Source organism: Escherichia sp. E1V33 (assembly GCF_004211955.1).
Taxonomy (GTDB): Bacteria; Pseudomonadota; Gammaproteobacteria; order Enterobacterales; family Enterobacteriaceae; genus Escherichia.
In genome coordinates this window covers 241,962-259,290 of record NZ_RHJI01000019.1, presented here as the reverse complement: position 1 = coordinate 259,290, position 17,329 = coordinate 241,962, and the positions used below count along the sequence as shown (strand labels likewise).

At 51.7% G+C, this 17,329-nt stretch carries 15 protein-coding genes; 12 read left to right on the top strand and 3 right to left on the bottom strand.

Annotation, left to right across the window (positions count from 1 at the left end; translation table 11 throughout):
* Positions 1–86 precede the first annotated feature (86 nt).
* The 5 genes from lon to fadM all read left to right on the top strand — a co-directional run bounded on the left by lon (position 87) and on the right by fadM (position 6,011).
* Positions 87–2,441 carry an endopeptidase La gene (gene lon / locus D9742_RS17815; protein WP_130237751.1) on the top strand — a complete coding sequence of 785 codons (2,355 nt, stop codon included), beginning with the start codon at positions 87–89 and terminating at the stop codon, positions 2,439–2,441.
* A gap of 190 nt (positions 2,442–2,631) precedes the next feature.
* Positions 2,632–2,922, top strand: coding sequence for a nucleoid-associated protein HU-beta (gene hupB / locus D9742_RS17810; protein WP_254892905.1), 291 nt, complete (start codon positions 2,632–2,634; stop codon positions 2,920–2,922).
* A gap of 191 nt (positions 2,923–3,113) precedes the next feature.
* A complete protein-coding gene (ppiD, locus tag D9742_RS17805) occupies positions 3,114–4,985 on the top strand; it encodes a peptidylprolyl isomerase (protein ID WP_130237750.1) in 1,872 nt (623 codons plus the stop codon).
* A gap of 150 nt (positions 4,986–5,135) precedes the next feature.
* Positions 5,136–5,507, top strand: a complete 372-nt coding sequence (locus D9742_RS17800; RefSeq protein ID WP_130237749.1) for a helix-hairpin-helix domain-containing protein — start codon at positions 5,136–5,138, stop codon at positions 5,505–5,507.
* Between the two features lie 105 nt (positions 5,508–5,612).
* A complete protein-coding gene (gene fadM, locus D9742_RS17795; protein WP_001194534.1) occupies positions 5,613–6,011 on the top strand; it encodes a long-chain acyl-CoA thioesterase FadM in 399 nt (132 codons plus the stop codon).
* A gap of 51 nt (positions 6,012–6,062) precedes the next feature.
* Here the strand turns inward: fadM and queC are convergent, their stop codons facing one another.
* Both queC and D9742_RS17785 read right to left on the bottom strand, forming a co-directional pair.
* Positions 6,063–6,758 carry a 7-cyano-7-deazaguanine synthase QueC gene (gene queC / locus D9742_RS17790; protein ID WP_130237748.1) on the bottom strand — a complete coding sequence of 232 codons (696 nt, stop codon included), beginning with the start codon at positions 6,756–6,758 and terminating at the stop codon, positions 6,063–6,065.
* A gap of 64 nt (positions 6,759–6,822) precedes the next feature.
* Positions 6,823–8,523, bottom strand: a complete 1,701-nt coding sequence (locus D9742_RS17785) for an SgrR family transcriptional regulator (RefSeq protein WP_130237747.1) — start codon at positions 8,521–8,523, stop codon at positions 6,823–6,825.
* A 99-nt stretch (positions 8,524–8,622) separates the two neighbouring features.
* On the opposite strand from D9742_RS17785, the gene cof reads away from it, so the two are divergent.
* From cof to amtB, 6 genes are all read left to right on the top strand, one after another.
* The gene (gene cof / locus D9742_RS17780) at positions 8,623–9,441 is read left to right on the top strand and encodes an HMP-PP phosphatase (RefSeq protein ID WP_130237746.1); all 819 of its coding nucleotides are present in this window, start codon (positions 8,623–8,625) and stop codon (positions 9,439–9,441) included.
* Between the two features lie 152 nt (positions 9,442–9,593).
* Positions 9,594–10,052 (top strand): DNA-binding transcriptional regulator DecR, encoded by a 459-nt coding sequence (gene decR / locus D9742_RS17775; RefSeq protein WP_000884589.1) that lies wholly within the window; start codon positions 9,594–9,596, stop codon positions 10,050–10,052.
* 29 nt (positions 10,053–10,081) lie between these two features.
* The gene (locus D9742_RS17770; RefSeq protein WP_130237745.1) at positions 10,082–11,854 is read left to right on the top strand and encodes a SmdA family multidrug ABC transporter permease/ATP-binding protein; all 1,773 of its coding nucleotides are present in this window, start codon (positions 10,082–10,084) and stop codon (positions 11,852–11,854) included.
* Positions 11,847–13,628, top strand: a complete 1,782-nt coding sequence (locus tag D9742_RS17765; RefSeq protein ID WP_130237744.1) for a SmdB family multidrug efflux ABC transporter permease/ATP-binding protein — start codon at positions 11,847–11,849, stop codon at positions 13,626–13,628. The genes D9742_RS17770 and D9742_RS17765 overlap by 8 nt, the downstream gene beginning before the upstream one ends.
* Before the next feature lie 325 nt (positions 13,629–13,953).
* A complete protein-coding gene (glnK, locus tag D9742_RS17760; RefSeq protein WP_000780338.1) occupies positions 13,954–14,292 on the top strand; it encodes a P-II family nitrogen regulator in 339 nt (112 codons plus the stop codon).
* Positions 14,293–14,321: 29 nt separating this feature from the next.
* The gene (gene amtB, locus D9742_RS17755) at positions 14,322–15,608 is read left to right on the top strand and encodes an ammonium transporter AmtB (RefSeq protein ID WP_130215471.1); all 1,287 of its coding nucleotides are present in this window, start codon (positions 14,322–14,324) and stop codon (positions 15,606–15,608) included.
* Between the two features lie 48 nt (positions 15,609–15,656).
* On the opposite strand, the gene tesB is transcribed toward amtB, so the two are convergent.
* Complete coding sequence (tesB, locus tag D9742_RS17750) at positions 15,657–16,517, bottom strand: acyl-CoA thioesterase II (RefSeq protein WP_130237743.1); 861 nt, start codon at positions 16,515–16,517, stop codon at positions 15,657–15,659.
* Positions 16,518–16,735: 218 nt separating this feature from the next.
* On the opposite strand from tesB, the gene D9742_RS17745 reads away from it, so the two are divergent.
* Entirely contained in the window at positions 16,736–17,308 is a 573-nt protein-coding gene (locus tag D9742_RS17745; RefSeq protein WP_000779831.1) for a YbaY family lipoprotein, read from the top strand.
* Positions 17,309–17,329: the final 21 nt, after the last annotated feature.

Below are 17,329 nucleotides of genomic sequence, written 5' to 3'. Positions count from 1 at the left end.
TATACTGACGTACATGTTAATAGATGGCGTGAAGCACAGTCGTGTCATCTGATTACCTGGCGGAAATTAAACTAAGAGAGAGCTCTATGAATCCTGAGCGTTCTGAACGCATTGAAATCCCCGTATTGCCGCTGCGCGATGTGGTGGTTTATCCGCACATGGTCATCCCCTTATTTGTCGGGCGGGAAAAATCTATCCGTTGTCTGGAAGCGGCGATGGACCATGATAAAAAAATTATGCTGGTCGCGCAGAAAGAAGCTTCAACGGATGAGCCGGGTGTAAACGATCTTTTCACCGTCGGGACCGTGGCCTCTATATTGCAGATGCTGAAGCTGCCTGACGGCACCGTCAAAGTGCTGGTCGAGGGGTTACAGCGCGCGCGTATTTCTGCGCTCTCTGACAATGGCGAACACTTTTCTGCGAAGGCGGAGTATCTGGAATCGCCGACCATTGAGGAGCGGGAACAGGAAGTGCTGGTGCGTACTGCAATCAGTCAGTTCGAAGGCTACATCAAGCTGAATAAGAAAATCCCACCAGAAGTGCTGACGTCGCTTAACAGCATCGACGATCCTGCGCGTCTGGCTGATACCATTGCCGCGCATATGCCGCTGAAACTGGCTGACAAACAGTCCGTTCTTGAGATGTCCGACGTTAACGAGCGTCTGGAATATCTGATGGCGATGATGGAATCGGAAATCGATCTGCTGCAGGTTGAGAAACGTATTCGTAACCGCGTGAAAAAGCAGATGGAGAAATCCCAGCGTGAGTACTATCTGAACGAGCAAATGAAAGCTATTCAGAAAGAACTCGGCGAAATGGACGACGCGCCGGACGAAAACGAAGCCCTGAAGCGTAAAATCGATGCGGCGAAAATGCCGAAAGAGGCAAAAGAAAAAGCAGAAGCAGAACTGCAGAAGCTGAAAATGATGTCTCCAATGTCGGCTGAAGCAACCGTGGTGCGTGGTTATATCGACTGGATGGTTCAGGTGCCGTGGAATGCGCGTAGCAAGGTCAAAAAAGACCTGCGTCAGGCGCAAGAGATCCTCGATACCGACCATTACGGTCTGGAGCGCGTGAAAGATCGCATCCTTGAGTATCTTGCGGTTCAGAGCCGTGTAAACAAAATCAAGGGGCCGATCCTCTGCCTGGTAGGGCCGCCGGGGGTAGGTAAAACTTCCCTGGGTCAGTCCATCGCCAAAGCTACCGGGCGTAAATATGTCCGTATGGCGCTGGGCGGCGTGCGTGATGAAGCGGAAATCCGCGGTCACCGTCGTACTTACATCGGTTCAATGCCGGGTAAATTGATCCAGAAAATGGCGAAAGTGGGCGTTAAGAACCCGCTGTTCCTGCTCGATGAAATCGACAAAATGTCTTCTGACATGCGTGGCGATCCGGCTTCTGCTCTGCTTGAAGTGTTGGATCCAGAGCAGAACGTGGCATTCAGCGACCATTACCTGGAAGTGGATTACGACCTGAGCGACGTGATGTTTGTCGCGACGTCGAACTCCATGAATATTCCGGCGCCGTTGCTGGATCGTATGGAAGTGATTCGTCTGTCTGGTTACACCGAAGATGAAAAACTGAACATCGCCAAACGTCACTTGCTGCCGAAGCAGATTGAACGTAATGCGCTGAAAAAAGGTGAGCTGACCGTCGACGATAGCGCCATTATCGGCATTATTCGTTACTACACCCGTGAGGCCGGCGTGCGTGGTCTGGAGCGTGAAATCTCCAAACTGTGCCGTAAAGCGGTTAAGCAGTTACTTCTCGATAAGTCATTAAAACATATCGAAATTAACGGTGATAACCTGCATGATTACCTCGGCGTACAGCGTTTCGACTATGGTCGCGCGGATAACGAAAACCGCGTCGGTCAGGTAACGGGTCTGGCGTGGACAGAAGTCGGTGGCGACTTGCTGACCATCGAAACTGCGTGTGTACCAGGTAAAGGTAAACTCACTTATACCGGTTCGCTGGGCGAAGTGATGCAGGAGTCCATTCAGGCGGCGTTAACGGTGGTTCGCGCGCGTGCGGAAAAACTGGGGATCAATCCAGATTTTTACGAAAAACGCGACATCCACGTGCACGTACCGGAAGGTGCGACGCCGAAAGATGGTCCGAGCGCCGGTATTGCCATGTGCACTGCGCTGGTTTCTTGCCTGACCGGTAACCCGGTTCGCGCCGATGTGGCGATGACGGGGGAGATAACCTTGCGTGGTCAAGTGTTACCAATCGGCGGTTTGAAAGAAAAACTGCTGGCGGCGCATCGTGGTGGAATTAAAACTGTGTTAATTCCGTACGAAAATAAACGCGATCTGGAAGAGATTCCAGACAACGTGATTGCCGATCTGGACATCCATCCGGTGAAAAGAATTGAGGAAGTTCTGACTCTCGCGTTGCAAAATGAACCGTCTGGCATGCAGGTTGTAACCGAAAAATAGTGACCTCGCGCAAAATGCACTAATAAAAAAAGGGCTGGCAGGTAAATTCGGACTTGCCAGCCTTTTTTTGTCTCGTTAAGTTAGAGGGCGGATTAGGCTTGCCCTTATTAAGGGGTGTTGTAAGGGGATGGCTGGCCTGATATAACTGCTGCGCGTTCGCACCTTGAAGGATTCAAGTGCGAGATAAATTATAAAGAGGAAGAGAAGAGTGAATAAATCTCAATTGATTGACAAGATTGCTGCAGGGGCTGATATCTCTAAAGCTGCGGCTGGCCGTGCGTTAGATGCTATTATTGCTTCCGTAACTGAATCCCTGAAAGAAGGGGATGATGTAGCACTGGTAGGTTTTGGTACTTTTGCCGTTAAAGAGCGTGCTGCCCGTACTGGTCGCAACCCGCAGACCGGTAAAGAGATCACCATCGCTGCAGCTAAAGTACCGAGCTTCCGTGCAGGTAAAGCACTGAAAGACGCGGTAAACTAAGTGTTGTCCCCATTGGGGATGTGACGAAGTTCAAGGGCGCATCTACTGATGTGCCTTTTTTATTTGTATTCCGTGACTTTCTGCGCATTGTGGGCTGACAATTGCCCCCGTTTCTTGTCACAATAGGCCTTTGCGCGCAGCGATAAGTTGCGTGAGGTATACAGTCATCTACAGCGGAGTGTTGTTACACCATGATGGACAGCTTACGCACGGCTGCAAACAGTCTCGTGCTCAAGATTATTTTCGGTATCATTATCGTGTCGTTCATATTGACCGGCGTGAGTGGTTACCTGATTGGCGGAGGCAATAACTACGCCGCAAAAGTGAATGACCAGGAAATCAGCCGTGGGCAGTTCGAGAACGCCTTCAACAGCGAGCGTAATCGCATGCAGCAACAGCTGGGCGATCAATACTCCGAGCTGGCGGCGAACGAAGGCTATATGAAAACCCTGCGTCAACAGGTGCTGAATCGTCTTATCGACGAGGCTCTGCTGGATCAGTATGCTCGTGAACTGAAACTGGGTATCAGCGATGAGCAGGTTAAGCAGGCGATTTTCGCGACCCCGGCTTTCCAGGTTGACGGCAAGTTCGATAACAGCCGCTACAACGATATCCTCAACCGAATGGGAATGAGTGCCGATCAGTACGCGCAGGCGCTGCGTAACCAGCTTACCACCCAACAGCTGATTAATGGCGTTGCCGGCACCGACTTTATGCTGAAAGGTGAAACTGACGAACTGGCCGCGCTGGTCGCTCAACAACGTGTAGTGCGTGAAGCGACTATCGAAGTTAACGCGCTGGCGGCTAAGCAAGCTGTGACCGAACCAGAAATCGCCAGCTACTACGAGCAAAACAAAAACAATTTCATGACTCCGGAACAGTTCCGCGTGAGCTACATTAAGCTGGATGCCGCTACGATGCAGCAACCGGTTAGCGATGCGGATATCCAGAGCTACTACGATCAGCATCAGGATCAATTCACCCAGCCGCAGCGCACGCGCTACAGCATCATCCAGACAAAAACTGAAGATGAAGCGAAAGCCGTACTTGATGCGCTGAACAAAGGCGGTGATTTTGCCGCGTTAGCAAAAGAAAAATCTGCTGATATTATCTCTGCCCGTAACGGCGGTGATATGGGTTGGTTAGAAGACTCCACCACCCCAGACGAACTGAAAAATGCCGGTCTGAAAGAAAAAGGCCAGCTTTCTGGTGTGATCAAATCCTCGGTAGGTTTCCTGATTGTCCGTCTGGATGACATTCAGCCAGCAAAAGTGAAGTCGTTAGACGAAGTTCGTGACGACATCGCAGCGAAAGTGAAACACGAAAAAGCGCTGGATGCATACTACGCACTGCAACAGAAAATAAGCGATGCAGCAAGCAACGACACTGAATCTCTGGCTGGTGCAGAGCAGGCTGCGGGCGTTAAAGCTACTCAGACTGGCTGGTTCAGCAAAGATAAGCTGCCGGAAGAGTTAAACTTCAAGCCGGTTGCAGACGCTATCTTTAACGGCGGTCTGATTGGTGAAAACGGCGCTCCGGGCATCAACTCTGACATCATCACCGTAGACGGCGATCGTGCATTCGTTCTGCGCATCAGCGAGCATAAACCGGAAGCGGTTAAACCGCTGGCAGATGTTCAGGAACAGGTTAAAGCGATGGTTCAGCACAACAAAGCTGAACAACAAGCGAAAGTGGATGCTGAAAAACTGCTGGTCGCTCTGAAAGCGGGCAAAGGTGCTGAAGCTTTACAGGCTGCCGGTCTGAAATTTGGCGAACCGAAAACCTTAAGCCGTTCCGGTCGTGATCCGATTAGCCAGGCAGCGTTTGCACTGCCACTGCCAGCGAAAGACAAACCGAGCTATGGTATGGCGACCGATATGCAGGGCAATGTGGTTCTGCTGGCGCTGGACGAAGTGAAACAAGGTTCAATGCCGGAAGAGCAGAAAAAAGCGATGGTGCAGGGTATTACTCAAAACAACGCACAAATCGTCTTTGAAGCTCTGATGAGTAACCTGCGTAAAGAGGCGAAAATCAAAATTGGTGATGCGCTGGAACAGCAATAATCCTGAAGCCGCCTCGCAAAAAAATGCTTTGCAGCTGTAACAAGAAAAGGTCGCTTTCGCGGCCTTTTCCATTTCTGAACATTGCCATTTGTTTACTGTTTTCACTACCGTTAAGGTGATTCCACTGTTAACAAACAAGGAGAAAACAGTATGAAACACGGAATCAAAGCACTGCTCATTACCCTGTCCCTGGCCTGTGCCGGAATGTCTCATAGCGCGCTGGCGGCGACTCCTGCGGCGAAACCGGCGGCGGTAGAAACCAAAGCGGAAGCACCTGCAGCACAAAGCAAAGCGGCACTACCGGCGAAAGCCAGCGATGAAGAAGGCACCAGGGTCAGCATCAATAATGCCAGCGCGGAAGAGTTAGCCCGCGCGATGAATGGCGTTGGCCTGAAGAAAGCGCAGGCGATTGTCAGTTATCGGGAAGAGTACGGCCCGTTTAAAACAGTGGAGGATTTAAAACAGGTGCCAGGGATGGGCAATTCGCTGGTGGAACGTAATATGGCGGTAATAACCCTGTAATTAATTTGCATAGTGGCAATTTTTTGCCAGACTGAAGAGGTCATACCAGTTATGACCTCTATACTTATAACAGTTCTTATAACAACAACGTAAGGTTATTGCGCTATGCAAACACAAATTAAGGTTCGTGGATATCATCTTGATGTTTACCAGCACGTTAACAACGCCCGCTACCTTGAGTTTCTCGAAGAAGCCCGCTGGGATGGGCTGGAAAACAGCGACAGTTTTCAGTGGATGACCGCCCATAACATCGCTTTCGTGGTGGTGAATATCAATATTAACTATCGCCGTCCGGCAGTATTGAGCGACCTGTTAACTATCACCAGTCAGTTGCAGCAATTAAATGGAAAGAGCGGCATTTTAAGTCAGGTCATCACTCTTGAGCCGGAAGGGCAGGTGGTAGCCGACGCGCTCATTACGTTTGTTTGTATCGATCTCAAAACGCAGAAGGCTTTAGCGCTGGAAGGGGAGCTGCGCGAAAAGCTGGAGCAGATGGTTAAGTAAACGTTTTGTTGTGCCGGATGCTCATGCCGCATCCGGCAACATCCCGAGTAATTACTTCAACCCGGTCTTCTGCTTCATCGCTGCCATCACCGTCGGTTTATCGGCCAGATAATGATTCAAACCGTTGGCGCGTAAATTACATGCCGCACATTGACCGCAACCGTCGCCTTTAATGCCGTTATAGCAGGTCAGCGTTTCGTTACGGACTACATCCAGTTTGCCGTAATAATCTGCCAGCGCCCAGGTTTCCGCTTTATCAATCCACATCAGCGGCGTTTCAAAACGAATCTCTTTCGCCATGCCCAGACTAACGGCATGGTTCAATGCTTTCACAAATTCATCGCGGCAATCCGGGTAACCGGAGAAGTCTGTTTCGCAGACCCCGGTAATCACCGCTTCTGCTTTCACCTGATACGCGTAAATCGCCGCCAGCGTCAGAAACAAAATATTACGCCCAGGGACAAACGTATTAGGGATGCCATCGGCTTCAGGTTCATAATCTGGCACTGGAATGCTGTCACGCGTCAGACTGCTGACTGCCAGTTCATTAAGCAGGGTGACATCCAGCACCTTATGCGCGCGTGCACCCAGTTTCAGCGCCAGATCGCGTGCGACGTCGATTTCTGCGCGATGGCGCTGACCGTAATCGAACGTCACGCAATGGACTTCATCATATTGTTGTAATGCCTGCACCAGACAGGTGGTGGAATCCTGGCCTCCACTGAACACAACGACAGCACGTTTCATAGATAATCCTGCTTGAACAATAAAAGAGTTATGGTAACGCCTGCGATTAACCCGGACCAGCTATTCATTGCGACGGCGCGGGTAGCCAGGCTTCGGTAAATTCAAACCAGCCGCGCGGTGTCAGTCGCACACCGTTTACTCCGGGCGGCGCGCTAATGCGATAGTGATAGTTGAACAGTGGTGTCAGCGTTGCGTCTGCCATTAACTGGCTAAACACCGTTTTCAGAGCATTAAATCGGTTTTCCTCATCAGGCATTACTTGCACGGCATCCAGCGTTGATTGCAGATGTGCGTATGTACTGGCAGTAAAAACATGCGGCCACAGCGGATCGCAGCGCAGCCACTGTTCAAGGGTATATTCCGGTGCTTCGCCAATTAATCTGTCGCCCATCATGAGGTCTGCTTGATCCAGTGGCGTGGCACCGTCCCAGTTTTTCGCGTTATGAAAAACAATCTTTAGCTCGCAACCTTCTTCTGCCAGCGTCGTTCGTAGCTGTTCTGCCATGGCGTGAAGTTCCACGGGTAGGTGATAAACCAGCGTCAGCGTTTCAGGTAGTTTGACTTCCTCCGGAACTTGCCATTGTGGAATGGTCCAGCCTGGAAGCAATGCATTACTGGCGGTGATCAGGTTTTCTCCGACTTCCAACGTTTGTAGTAAGCCGGATTGATGAATAATGGTGATCACTTTTCGAGCCTGCCAGAGCGTCAGTCGGGGGCTTTTGCGCAACGTTAAATAGCAAAAACCTAAACTGATGCCGCTACTGACCTGACTGACCCGTGGCAACTCCTCTGGTTTGCCGATGGTGATTTGGACGGGATGCCGACAACTGGTACCCAAATCTTTTTCAAAAAGTGGTGGGGTTATCCAGTACTCCACCGCTTTTAGTAGCGGATGACGTAAATGGTAATAATCATGACTTTCGAGTCGCACCAGTTCCGGTGTGAATTGTGTTAAGCGGAAAGGTCCGGTTCCTACCAGTGGGAATTGCGGATGTGCCAGATGGCAGCAATAGCTCGCCAGCCGGTGTGCAAGCCAGTAATCGGGGCGATTTAAAAAGAATGTCAGACACTGCGAATGGGTGACTTCAATACGCTGCACGCTAATAAATAACTGCCTCAGAGCAGGCAACTGTAGCAACATCAGCAAGCGTTGATGCAGTTGTGTCGCTTTTACTGCATCACCGTTATGCCAGTGTAGGGTTGAGCGAAGATAAAAGTCCCAGCGTAACCCGTCAGCAGACGTTTCCCAGTGATGCGCTAAATCGCCAATTGGGCGCTGGGAGTTATTGTCGAAACGGGTCAGGCCGGAAAAAATTTGCCCGGCGAGATGCTGTTCGGCACGACCGGCTAAAAAACCAGGTTGCAGTGGTTCGAGCGGGCGATAGTAAGGAATACGCAACGTCGGGGTATCGTTTTGCCATTGCCCGCCCATAAATGGTTGTAACATGGTACGCAGTTCGCCAGGCGCTAGCTGCGCGAGTTCCAGCACATCCTGTTGTTTTCCACTTTCCAGCGCCTGTTCCATCATCGTATTGCGCAGCGATTCCGGCGTCACCAGAAAGCGCAGTTGCCCGCGTTTTCCGCGTCCGGATTGTGCCTGCCACTCAAGCCATCCCGCCTCCTGCGCCTGACGTAACAATGTGCGTACATGGCGTTCGCTGCAAAAACAGCGTTCGGCCAGTTCGCTGACGGTAACGGATTGTGGTGCTCCGGCAGAAGGTTGCCACAAACGTTGATATTGGTTAAGACGATTAAGCAGTCGCATATAAACCCGGAACAATATTTTTTATCTATTCACTATTACTTCCGTATATATCAAGTGATACTCAATCACCATTAACCTTGTCACAGAGTGGGGAAAGAAATGGCTCGTCTGGCAGCATTTGATATGGACGGCACTTTATTGATGCCTGACCATCGTTTAGGTGAGAAAACGCTCTCTACTCTGGCGCGCCTGCGTGAACGCGATATTACCCTTACATTTGCTACGGGGCGTCATGCGTTGGAGATGCAGCATATTCTCGGGGCGCTATCGCTGGATGCGTATTTAATTACCGGTAACGGTACGCGTGTGCACTCTCTGGAAGGCGAACTTTTACATCGTGATGATTTACCTGCGGATGTAGCGGAACTGGTTCTGTACCAGCAATGGGATACCCGAGCCAGCATGCATATTTTTAATGACGATGGTTGGTTTACCGGGAAAGAGATCCCGGCGTTATTGCAGGCATTTGTCTATAGCGGTTTTCGTTATCAGATAATCGATGTTAAAAAAATGCCACTCGATCGCGTTACCAAGATCTGTTTCTGTGGCGATCACGACGATCTTACGCGCTTGCAGATCCAGCTACACGAAGCTTTAGGCGAGCGTGCACATTTGTGTTTTTCCGCGACTGATTGCCTGGAAGTGCTGCCGGTGGGGTGTAATAAAGGCGCGGCATTGACGGTACTGACCCAACATTTAGGTTTTTCGCTGCGTGACTGTATGGCCTTTGGTGATGCGATGAATGATCGCGAAATGTTAGGCCGCGTCGGTAAGGGCTTCATTATGGGTAATGCGATGCCGCAATTGCGCGCGGAACTCCCTCATTTACCGGTGATTGGACACTGCCGTAATCAGGCTGTCTCTCACTTTTTGACGCACTGGCTGGATAATCCACATCTACCTTATTCCCCCGAATAACGAGATCCCTTCCAGCACCGGGCAACTGCCCGGTTTTTTTTGCCTCGAATTTGTCATTTTGTGCATTCTCTGTGAAATCGCACGGAATAAATTGTCGCTATTTGGCCTTTAAAATAGAATCAAAAGAGAAAATAATTCTCTGTGGATTGGCTATGTTAGATAAAATTGACCGTAAGTTGCTGGCCTTATTACAGCAGGATTGCACCCTTTCTTTGCAGGCACTGGCAGAAGCCGTTAATCTGACAACCACGCCTTGCTGGAAGCGTCTGAAACGGTTGGAAGATGACGGTATTCTTATCGGCAAAGTCGCGTTGCTGGATCCGGAAAAAATTGGCCTGGGTCTGACTGCTTTTGTGCTGATTAAAACGCAACATCACAGCAGTGAATGGTACTGTCGCTTTGTTACGGTCGTCACGGAAATGCCGGAAGTTCTCGGTTTTTGGCGCATGGCCGGTGAATACGATTATCTGATGCGGGTCCAGGTTGCTGATATGAAGCGCTACGATGAGTTTTATAAGCGTCTGGTTAACAGTGTGCCGGGGCTTTCGGACGTCACTTCCAGCTTCGCGATGGAACAGATTAAGTACACCACTTCGTTGCCTATCGAATAATTATCCAGGATCAGGTCAGGACATAACGCGTGCGATTATTTGCTCAACTAAGCTGGTATTTCCGCCGGGAATGGCGTCGCTATCTCGGGGCTGTCGCCTTGCTTGTCATTATTGCGATGCTGCAACTGATCCCGCCAAAAGTCGTTGGTATTGTTGTCGATGGCGTGACAGAAAAACACTTTACTACCGGGCAGATCCTGATGTGGATCGCCACCATGGTGCTGATTGCCGTCGTGGTTTATCTCCTGCGCTACGTCTGGCGCGTACTGCTGTTCGGCGCGTCTTATCAACTGGCTGTTGAACTACGTGAAGATTATTACCGCCAGCTAAGCCGCCAGCATCTAGAGTTTTATCTGCGTCATCGTACGGGCGACCTTATGGCCCGTGCGACAAATGACGTCGATCGTGTGGTATTTGCTGCCGGTGAAGGAGTGCTAACGCTGGTGGATTCGTTGGTGATGGGTTGCGCAGTGTTGATAATGATGTCAACGCAGATTAGCTGGCAGTTAACTTTAATTGCGCTGTTGCCGATGCCAGTGATGGCAATCATGATTAAACGTAATGGCGACGCGTTGCATGAACGCTTTAAGCTGGCGCAGGCCGCCTTTTCGAGCCTTAACGATCGTACCCAGGAGAGTCTGACCAGTATTCGCATGATTAAATCCTTTGGTCTGGAGGATCGCCAGTCTGCACTGTTCGCAGCAGATGCCGAAGACACCGGCAAGAAAAACATGCGAGTAGCGCGCATTGATGCTCGTTTCGACCCGACCATTTATATCGCCATTGGCATGGCGAATTTACTGGCGATTGGTGGTGGTAGTTGGATGGTTGTGCAGGGCAGCTTAACGTTGGGCCAGCTCACCAGTTTTATGATGTACCTTGGTTTGATGATTTGGCCGATGCTGGCGCTGGCGTGGATGTTTAATATTGTGGAGCGCGGTAGCGCGGCGTATAGCCGAATTCGAACCATGCTGGCCGAAGCGCCAGTCGTTATTGATGGTAGTGATAAGGTGCCAGAAGGTCGTGGTGAACTGGATGTGAATATTCGTCAGTTTACGTATCCTCAAACTCATCATCCTGCGCTGGAAAACGTCAATTTCGCCCTGAAACCCGGTCAGATGCTGGGTATTTGCGGGCCGACCGGTTCCGGCAAAAGTACCCTGTTGTCGCTCATTCAGCGTCATTTCGACGTCAGCGAGGGTGATATCCGTTTTCATGATATTCCTTTGACGCAGTTGCAGCTCGATAGCTGGCGTAGCCGCCTGGCGGTAGTTAGCCAGACACCGTTCCTTTTTTCTGACACGGTTGCTAATAACATCGCGCTGGGTTGTCCAAATGCCACCCAGCAAGAGATTGAACACGTCGCGCGTTTAGCCAGCGTGCATGAAGATATTCTTCGTCTGCCGCAAGGTTACGATACGGAAGTGGGCGAGCGTGGCGTAATGCTTTCCGGTGGACAAAAACAGCGAATCTCCATTGCCAGGGCATTGCTGGTGAATGCGGAAATCCTCATTCTTGACGATGCGCTATCGGCGGTAGATGGTCGCACGGAACACCAGATTCTACATAACCTGCGCCAGTGGGGGCAGGGGAGAACGGTGATTATCAGCGCCCATCGCCTTTCTGCCCTGACCGAAGCGAGCGAAATTATTGTGATGCAGCATGGGCATATTGCCCAGCGTGGCGATCATGATGTGCTGGCGCAGCAAAGCGGCTGGTATCGGGATATGTATCGTTATCAACAACTGGAGGCGGCGCTCAACGATGCTCCGGAAAATCACGAGGAGGCTGTTGATGCGTAGTTTTAGCCAACTCTGGCCGACTCTGAAGCGCCTGTTAGCTTACGGTTCGCCGTGGCGTAAACCGCTGGGTATTGCCGTGTTGATGATGTGGGTGGCCGCGGCGGCAGAAGTGAGCTGCCCGCTGCTCGTCAGTTACTTTATCGACAATATGGTGGCGAAAAATAATCTGCCGCTGAAAATGGTTGTCGGGCTGGCGGCGGCATATGTCGGGCTGCAACTGTTTGCCGCCGGGCTGCATTACGCGCAGTCGCTGTTGTTCAACCGGGCGGCAGTAGGCGTGGTACAACAGTTACGTACCGATGTGATGGACGCCGCACTGCGCCAACCGTTGAGTGAGTTTGATACTCAGCCGGTCGGGCAGGTCATTTCCCGCGTTACTAATGATACTGAAGTGATCCGCGATCTCTACGTTACCGTGGTCGCGACCGTTTTACGTAGTGCCGCTCTGATAGGGGCGATGCTGGTAGCGATGTTCAGTCTCGACTGGCGAATGGCGCTGGTAGCGATAATGATATTCCCTGTCGTGCTGGTGGTGATGGTGATATATCAGCGTTACAGTACGCCGATTGTCCGCCGTGTACGCGCCTATCTGGCGGATATCAACGACGGCTTTAACGAAGTTATTAACGGCATGAGCGTTATCCAGCAATTCCGCCAGCAGGCGCGATTTGGCGAACGTATGGGCGAAGCCAGCCGTTCACACTATATGGCGCGAATGCAAACGCTACGGCTGGACGGCTTTTTACTGCGGCCACTGCTTAGTCTGTTTTCATCGCTCATTCTTTGTGGCTTGCTGATGCTGTTTGGCTTCTCCGCCAGCGGCACTATTGAAGTGGGCGTGTTGTATGCGTTTATCAGCTATCTTGGGCGACTTAACGAACCCTTAATCGAACTGACCACGCAACAGGCGATGCTGCAACAGGCTGTTGTTGCTGGTGAGCGCGTGTTTGAGCTGATGGACGGACCGCGCCAGCAATATGGCAATGATGATCGCCCGTTACAGAGCGGCACCATCGAAGTCGATAACGTGTCATTTGCTTATCGCGATAACAATCTGGTGCTAAAGAACATTAATCTCTTTGTGCCTTCGCGCAATTTTGTGGCGCTGGTCGGGCATACCGGCAGTGGCAAAAGCACCCTCGCCAGTTTATTGATGGGCTATTACCCGCTAACGGAAGGTGAGATTCGCCTTGATGGTCGTCCGTTAAGTTCGCTCAGTCATAGCGCGCTGCGTCAGGGCGTGGCAATGGTGCAGCAAGATCCGGTGGTGCTGGCGGATACCTTCCTTGCCAACGTGACGCTGGGGCGTGATATTTCCGAAGAGCGCGTCTGGCAGGCCCTGGAAACGGTACAGCTGGCGGAACTTGCGCGTAGCATGAGCGACGGTATTTATACGCCGCTTGGCGAGCAGGGGAATAATCTCTCGGTCGGGCAAAAGCAATTACTGGCCCTCGCACGCGTGCTGGTGGAAACACCGCAAATATTGATCCTTGACGAAGCCACCGCCAGTATTGATTCCGGTACTGAACAGGCAATTCAACACGCACTGGCGGCGGTGCGTGAACACACTACGCTTGTGGTGATTGCTCACCGCTTATCGACCATTGTCGATGCAGACTCTATTCTGGTGCTTCATCGTGGGCAGGCAGTGGAGCAGGGGACTCACCAGCAACTGCTGGCCGCCCAGGGTCGCTACTGGCAGATGTATCAACTGCAACTTGCGGGTGAAGAGCTGGCTGCCAGCGTGCGTGAAGAGGAATCCCTGAGCGCCTGATTCGCGCAAAATTTCATCGTTGGTGCAAAAATGTAACGCACTGTGCACTGTTATAGTGCGTGATATAGCATACAAACAGACTCATTACGCTTTTCCCCCTCTCCCTTTCAGGGAGAGGGCCGGGGTGAGGGTAATCGTTCACCTCGGTGTAAATCTGTTCCCCTCACCCTAACCCTCTCCCCAAAGGGGCGAGGGGACTGCCCGAGCACACTTTGAACGTCGTCATCATCTCTGCATCACCCTTCGTTTTTCATTTCTGGCACACCGCTTGCAATACCTTCTTCGTGTAGCAGAACCATTACCGAATTCTGACCGGAGGGGATCTATGAAGCTGGTGACCGTGATAATCAAACCATTCAAGCTGGAAGACGTTCGTGAAGCGTTATCTTCCATTGGTATTCAGGGCCTGACCGTCACCGAAGTGAAAGGTTTCGGGCGTCAGAAAGGGCATGCCGAGCTGTACCGGGGCGCGGAATACAGCGTCAATTTCCTGCCAAAAGTAAAAATTGATGTGGCGATTGCTGATGACCAACTCGATGAAGTGATCGATATCGTCAGTAAGGCGGCTTACACCGGAAAAATTGGCGACGGCAAAATCTTCGTCGCTGAATTGCAACGCGTCATTCGTATTCGTACCGGCGAAGCCGACGAAGCGGCGCTGTAATCTCTGGCACACAGCAACAGGAACGAAAAATGAAGATAGCGACGATAAAAACTGGGCTTGCTTCACTGGCGATGCTGCCGGGACTGGTAATGGCTGCACCTGCGGTAGCCGATAAAGCCGACAATGCGTTTATGATGATTTGTACTGCGCTGGTGCTGTTTATGACTGTTCCGGGGATTGCCCTGTTTTACGGTGGGTTGATTCGCGGCAAAAACGTGCTGTCAATGCTGACGCAGGTGACCGTAACCTTTGCGCTGGTCTGTATTCTCTGGGTGGTTTACGGCTACTCGCTGGCGTTTGGCGAGGGCAACAACTTCTTCGGTAACATTAACTGGTTGATGCTGAAAAACATCGAACTGACCGCAGTCATGGGCAGCATTTATCAGTACATCCACGTGGCGTTTCAGGGATCGTTTGCCTGCATTACTGTGGGCTTGATCGTCGGGGCGCTGGCGGAACGAATCCGCTTCTCAGCTGTGTTGATTTTCGTGGTGGTATGGCTGACGCTCTCCTACATTCCGATTGCGCATATGGTGTGGGGCGGCGGTTTGCTGGCTTCTCACGGTGCGCTGGATTTCGCGGGTGGCACGGTGGTGCACATTAACGCCGCAATCGCCGGTCTGGTGGGCGCGTATCTGATAGGCAAACGCGTGGGCTTCGGCAAAGAGGCATTTAAACCGCACAATCTGCCGATGGTCTTTACCGGGACTGCCATTCTCTATATCGGTTGGTTTGGCTTTAACGCTGGGTCAGCGGGCACGGCGAATGAAATCGCGGCGCTGGCATTTGTGAATACTGTGGTCGCAACGGCGGCGGCAATTCTTGGCTGGATCTTCGGTGAATGGGCGCTGCGTGGTAAGCCTTCACTGCTGGGAGCGTGTTCTGGCGCGATTGCCGGTCTGGTCGGCGTGACGCCAGCGTGTGGCTACATTGGTGTTGGCGGCGCGTTGATTATCGGCGTGGTAGCTGGTCTGGCGGGCTTGTGGGGCGTTACCATGCTCAAACGCTTGCTGCGGGTGGATGATCCCTGCGATGTCTTCGGTGTACACGGCGTTTGTGGCATTGTCGGCTGTATCATGACCGGGATTTTTGCCGCCAGTTCGCTGGGCGGCGTGGGCTTCGCTGAAGGTGTGACGATGGGCCATCAGTTGCTGGTACAGCTGGAAAGTATCGCCATTACTATCGTCTGGTCTGGTGTTGTGGCATTTATCGGCTACAAACTGGCGGATCTGACAGTTGGTTTGCGTGTGCCAGAAGAGCAGGAGCGCGAAGGGCTGGACGTCAACAGCCATGGCGAGAATGCCTATAACGCGTAACCAGCACTGTAAAAAACAGCCGGACGGTTTTCACCTCCGGCTATTTTTTTAATTGTGATTACGCATTACCCCTTCCTGAACGGTCGAGGCAACCAGCACGCCGTCCTGGGTATAAAACTCACCGCGCACAAAGCCGCGTGCGCTGGACGCCGAGGTGCTCTCCACGCTATACAGCAGCCATTCATTCAAATTAAATGGCCGATGGAACCACATCGAATGGTCGATGGTCGCTATCTGAATTCCTGGTTCGAGAAAACCAATGCCGTGCGGCTGTAAGGCGACCGGGAGGAAGTTAAGATCGGAAGCGTACCCCAGCAGATGTTGATGAACACGCAGATCATCCGGCACGCTACCATGTGCGCGGATCCACACCTGACGATGCGGCGCGGCGACGTGGCCTTTCAGTGGGTTATGAAACTCTACCGGGCGGACTTCCAGCGGACGATCGCAGATGAATTTATCTTTCAGCACTGGCGGCAGCAGGTGCGCCAGCGACTGGGCGATCTGTGTTTCCGAAGGTAAACCATCAGGCGCTGGGGCCGGAGGCATCTCTTTTTGGTGTTCGAATCCAGCTTCTGGCGCCTGGAAAGACGCTGTCATATAAAAAATGGGTTTGCCGTTCTGAATCGCTGCCACACGACGAGCACTGAAACTGTTGCCGTCGCGCAGTGTTTCGACATCATAAATAATCGGCTTCTTGCTATCACCAGGGCGAAGAAAGTAGCTGTGGAATGAATGCACCAGACGCTCTTCGGGTACTGTCTCCTTTGCGGCATACAGGGCCTGACCCACGACCTGACCGCCAAACACCTGGCGTAAACCTAAATCTTCACTCTGGCCGCGAAAGAGTCCTTCCTCAATTTTTTCCAGATTCAACAATGTCAGTAAATTTTTTAAGGCCTGACTCATATTAACTCTCCAGTAACAAAGCTGCCGCAGCAAGCCAAAGTGAGTTGAGTATAACGCAATTTTGTCACTGGTCCGATGGGTGCAATGGTCTGAATTACGGGCTAAATGCAGGCGTAAATACGTGATTTGTGCCACACTTATTAACGTTACGATTTTGTTAACCACTCTTCCGGCGAGGAAAGTTAGCCCGCTGGTGCATTGATAATAAGGAGAAGTAAATGAAACTCGTGCACATGGCCAGTGGTTTAGCGGTTGCGATTGCGTTGGCGGCTTGCGCAGATAAAAGCGCGGATATTCAGACGCCAGCACCGGCTGCAAATACGTCTATTTCAGCAACACAACAACCTGCTATCCAGCAACCGAATGTCTCCGGTACGGTCTGGATCCGTCAGAAAGTCGCACTGCCGCCTGATGCTGTGCTGACCGTGACACTTTCTGACGCGTCGTTAGCCGATGCGCCGTCTAAAGTACTGGCGCAAAAAGCGGTGCGTACCGAAGGTAAACAGTCACCATTCAGCTTTGTTCTGCCATTTAACCCGGCAGACGTTCAGCCGAACGCGCGTATTCTGTTGAGTGCGGCGATTACCGTAAACGACAAATTGGTGTTTATTACCGATACCGTTCAGCCGGTGATCAACCAGGGGGGAACTAAAGCCGACCTGACATTGGTTCCGGTTCAGCAAACCGCCGTGCCTGTCCAGGCCAGTGGTGGCGCAACAACTACCGTACCATCGACTTCACCGACCCAGGTGAATCCATCTTCGGCAGTTCCTGCCCCTACGCAATACTAAGCGTTACTAACCCCTTTCCAT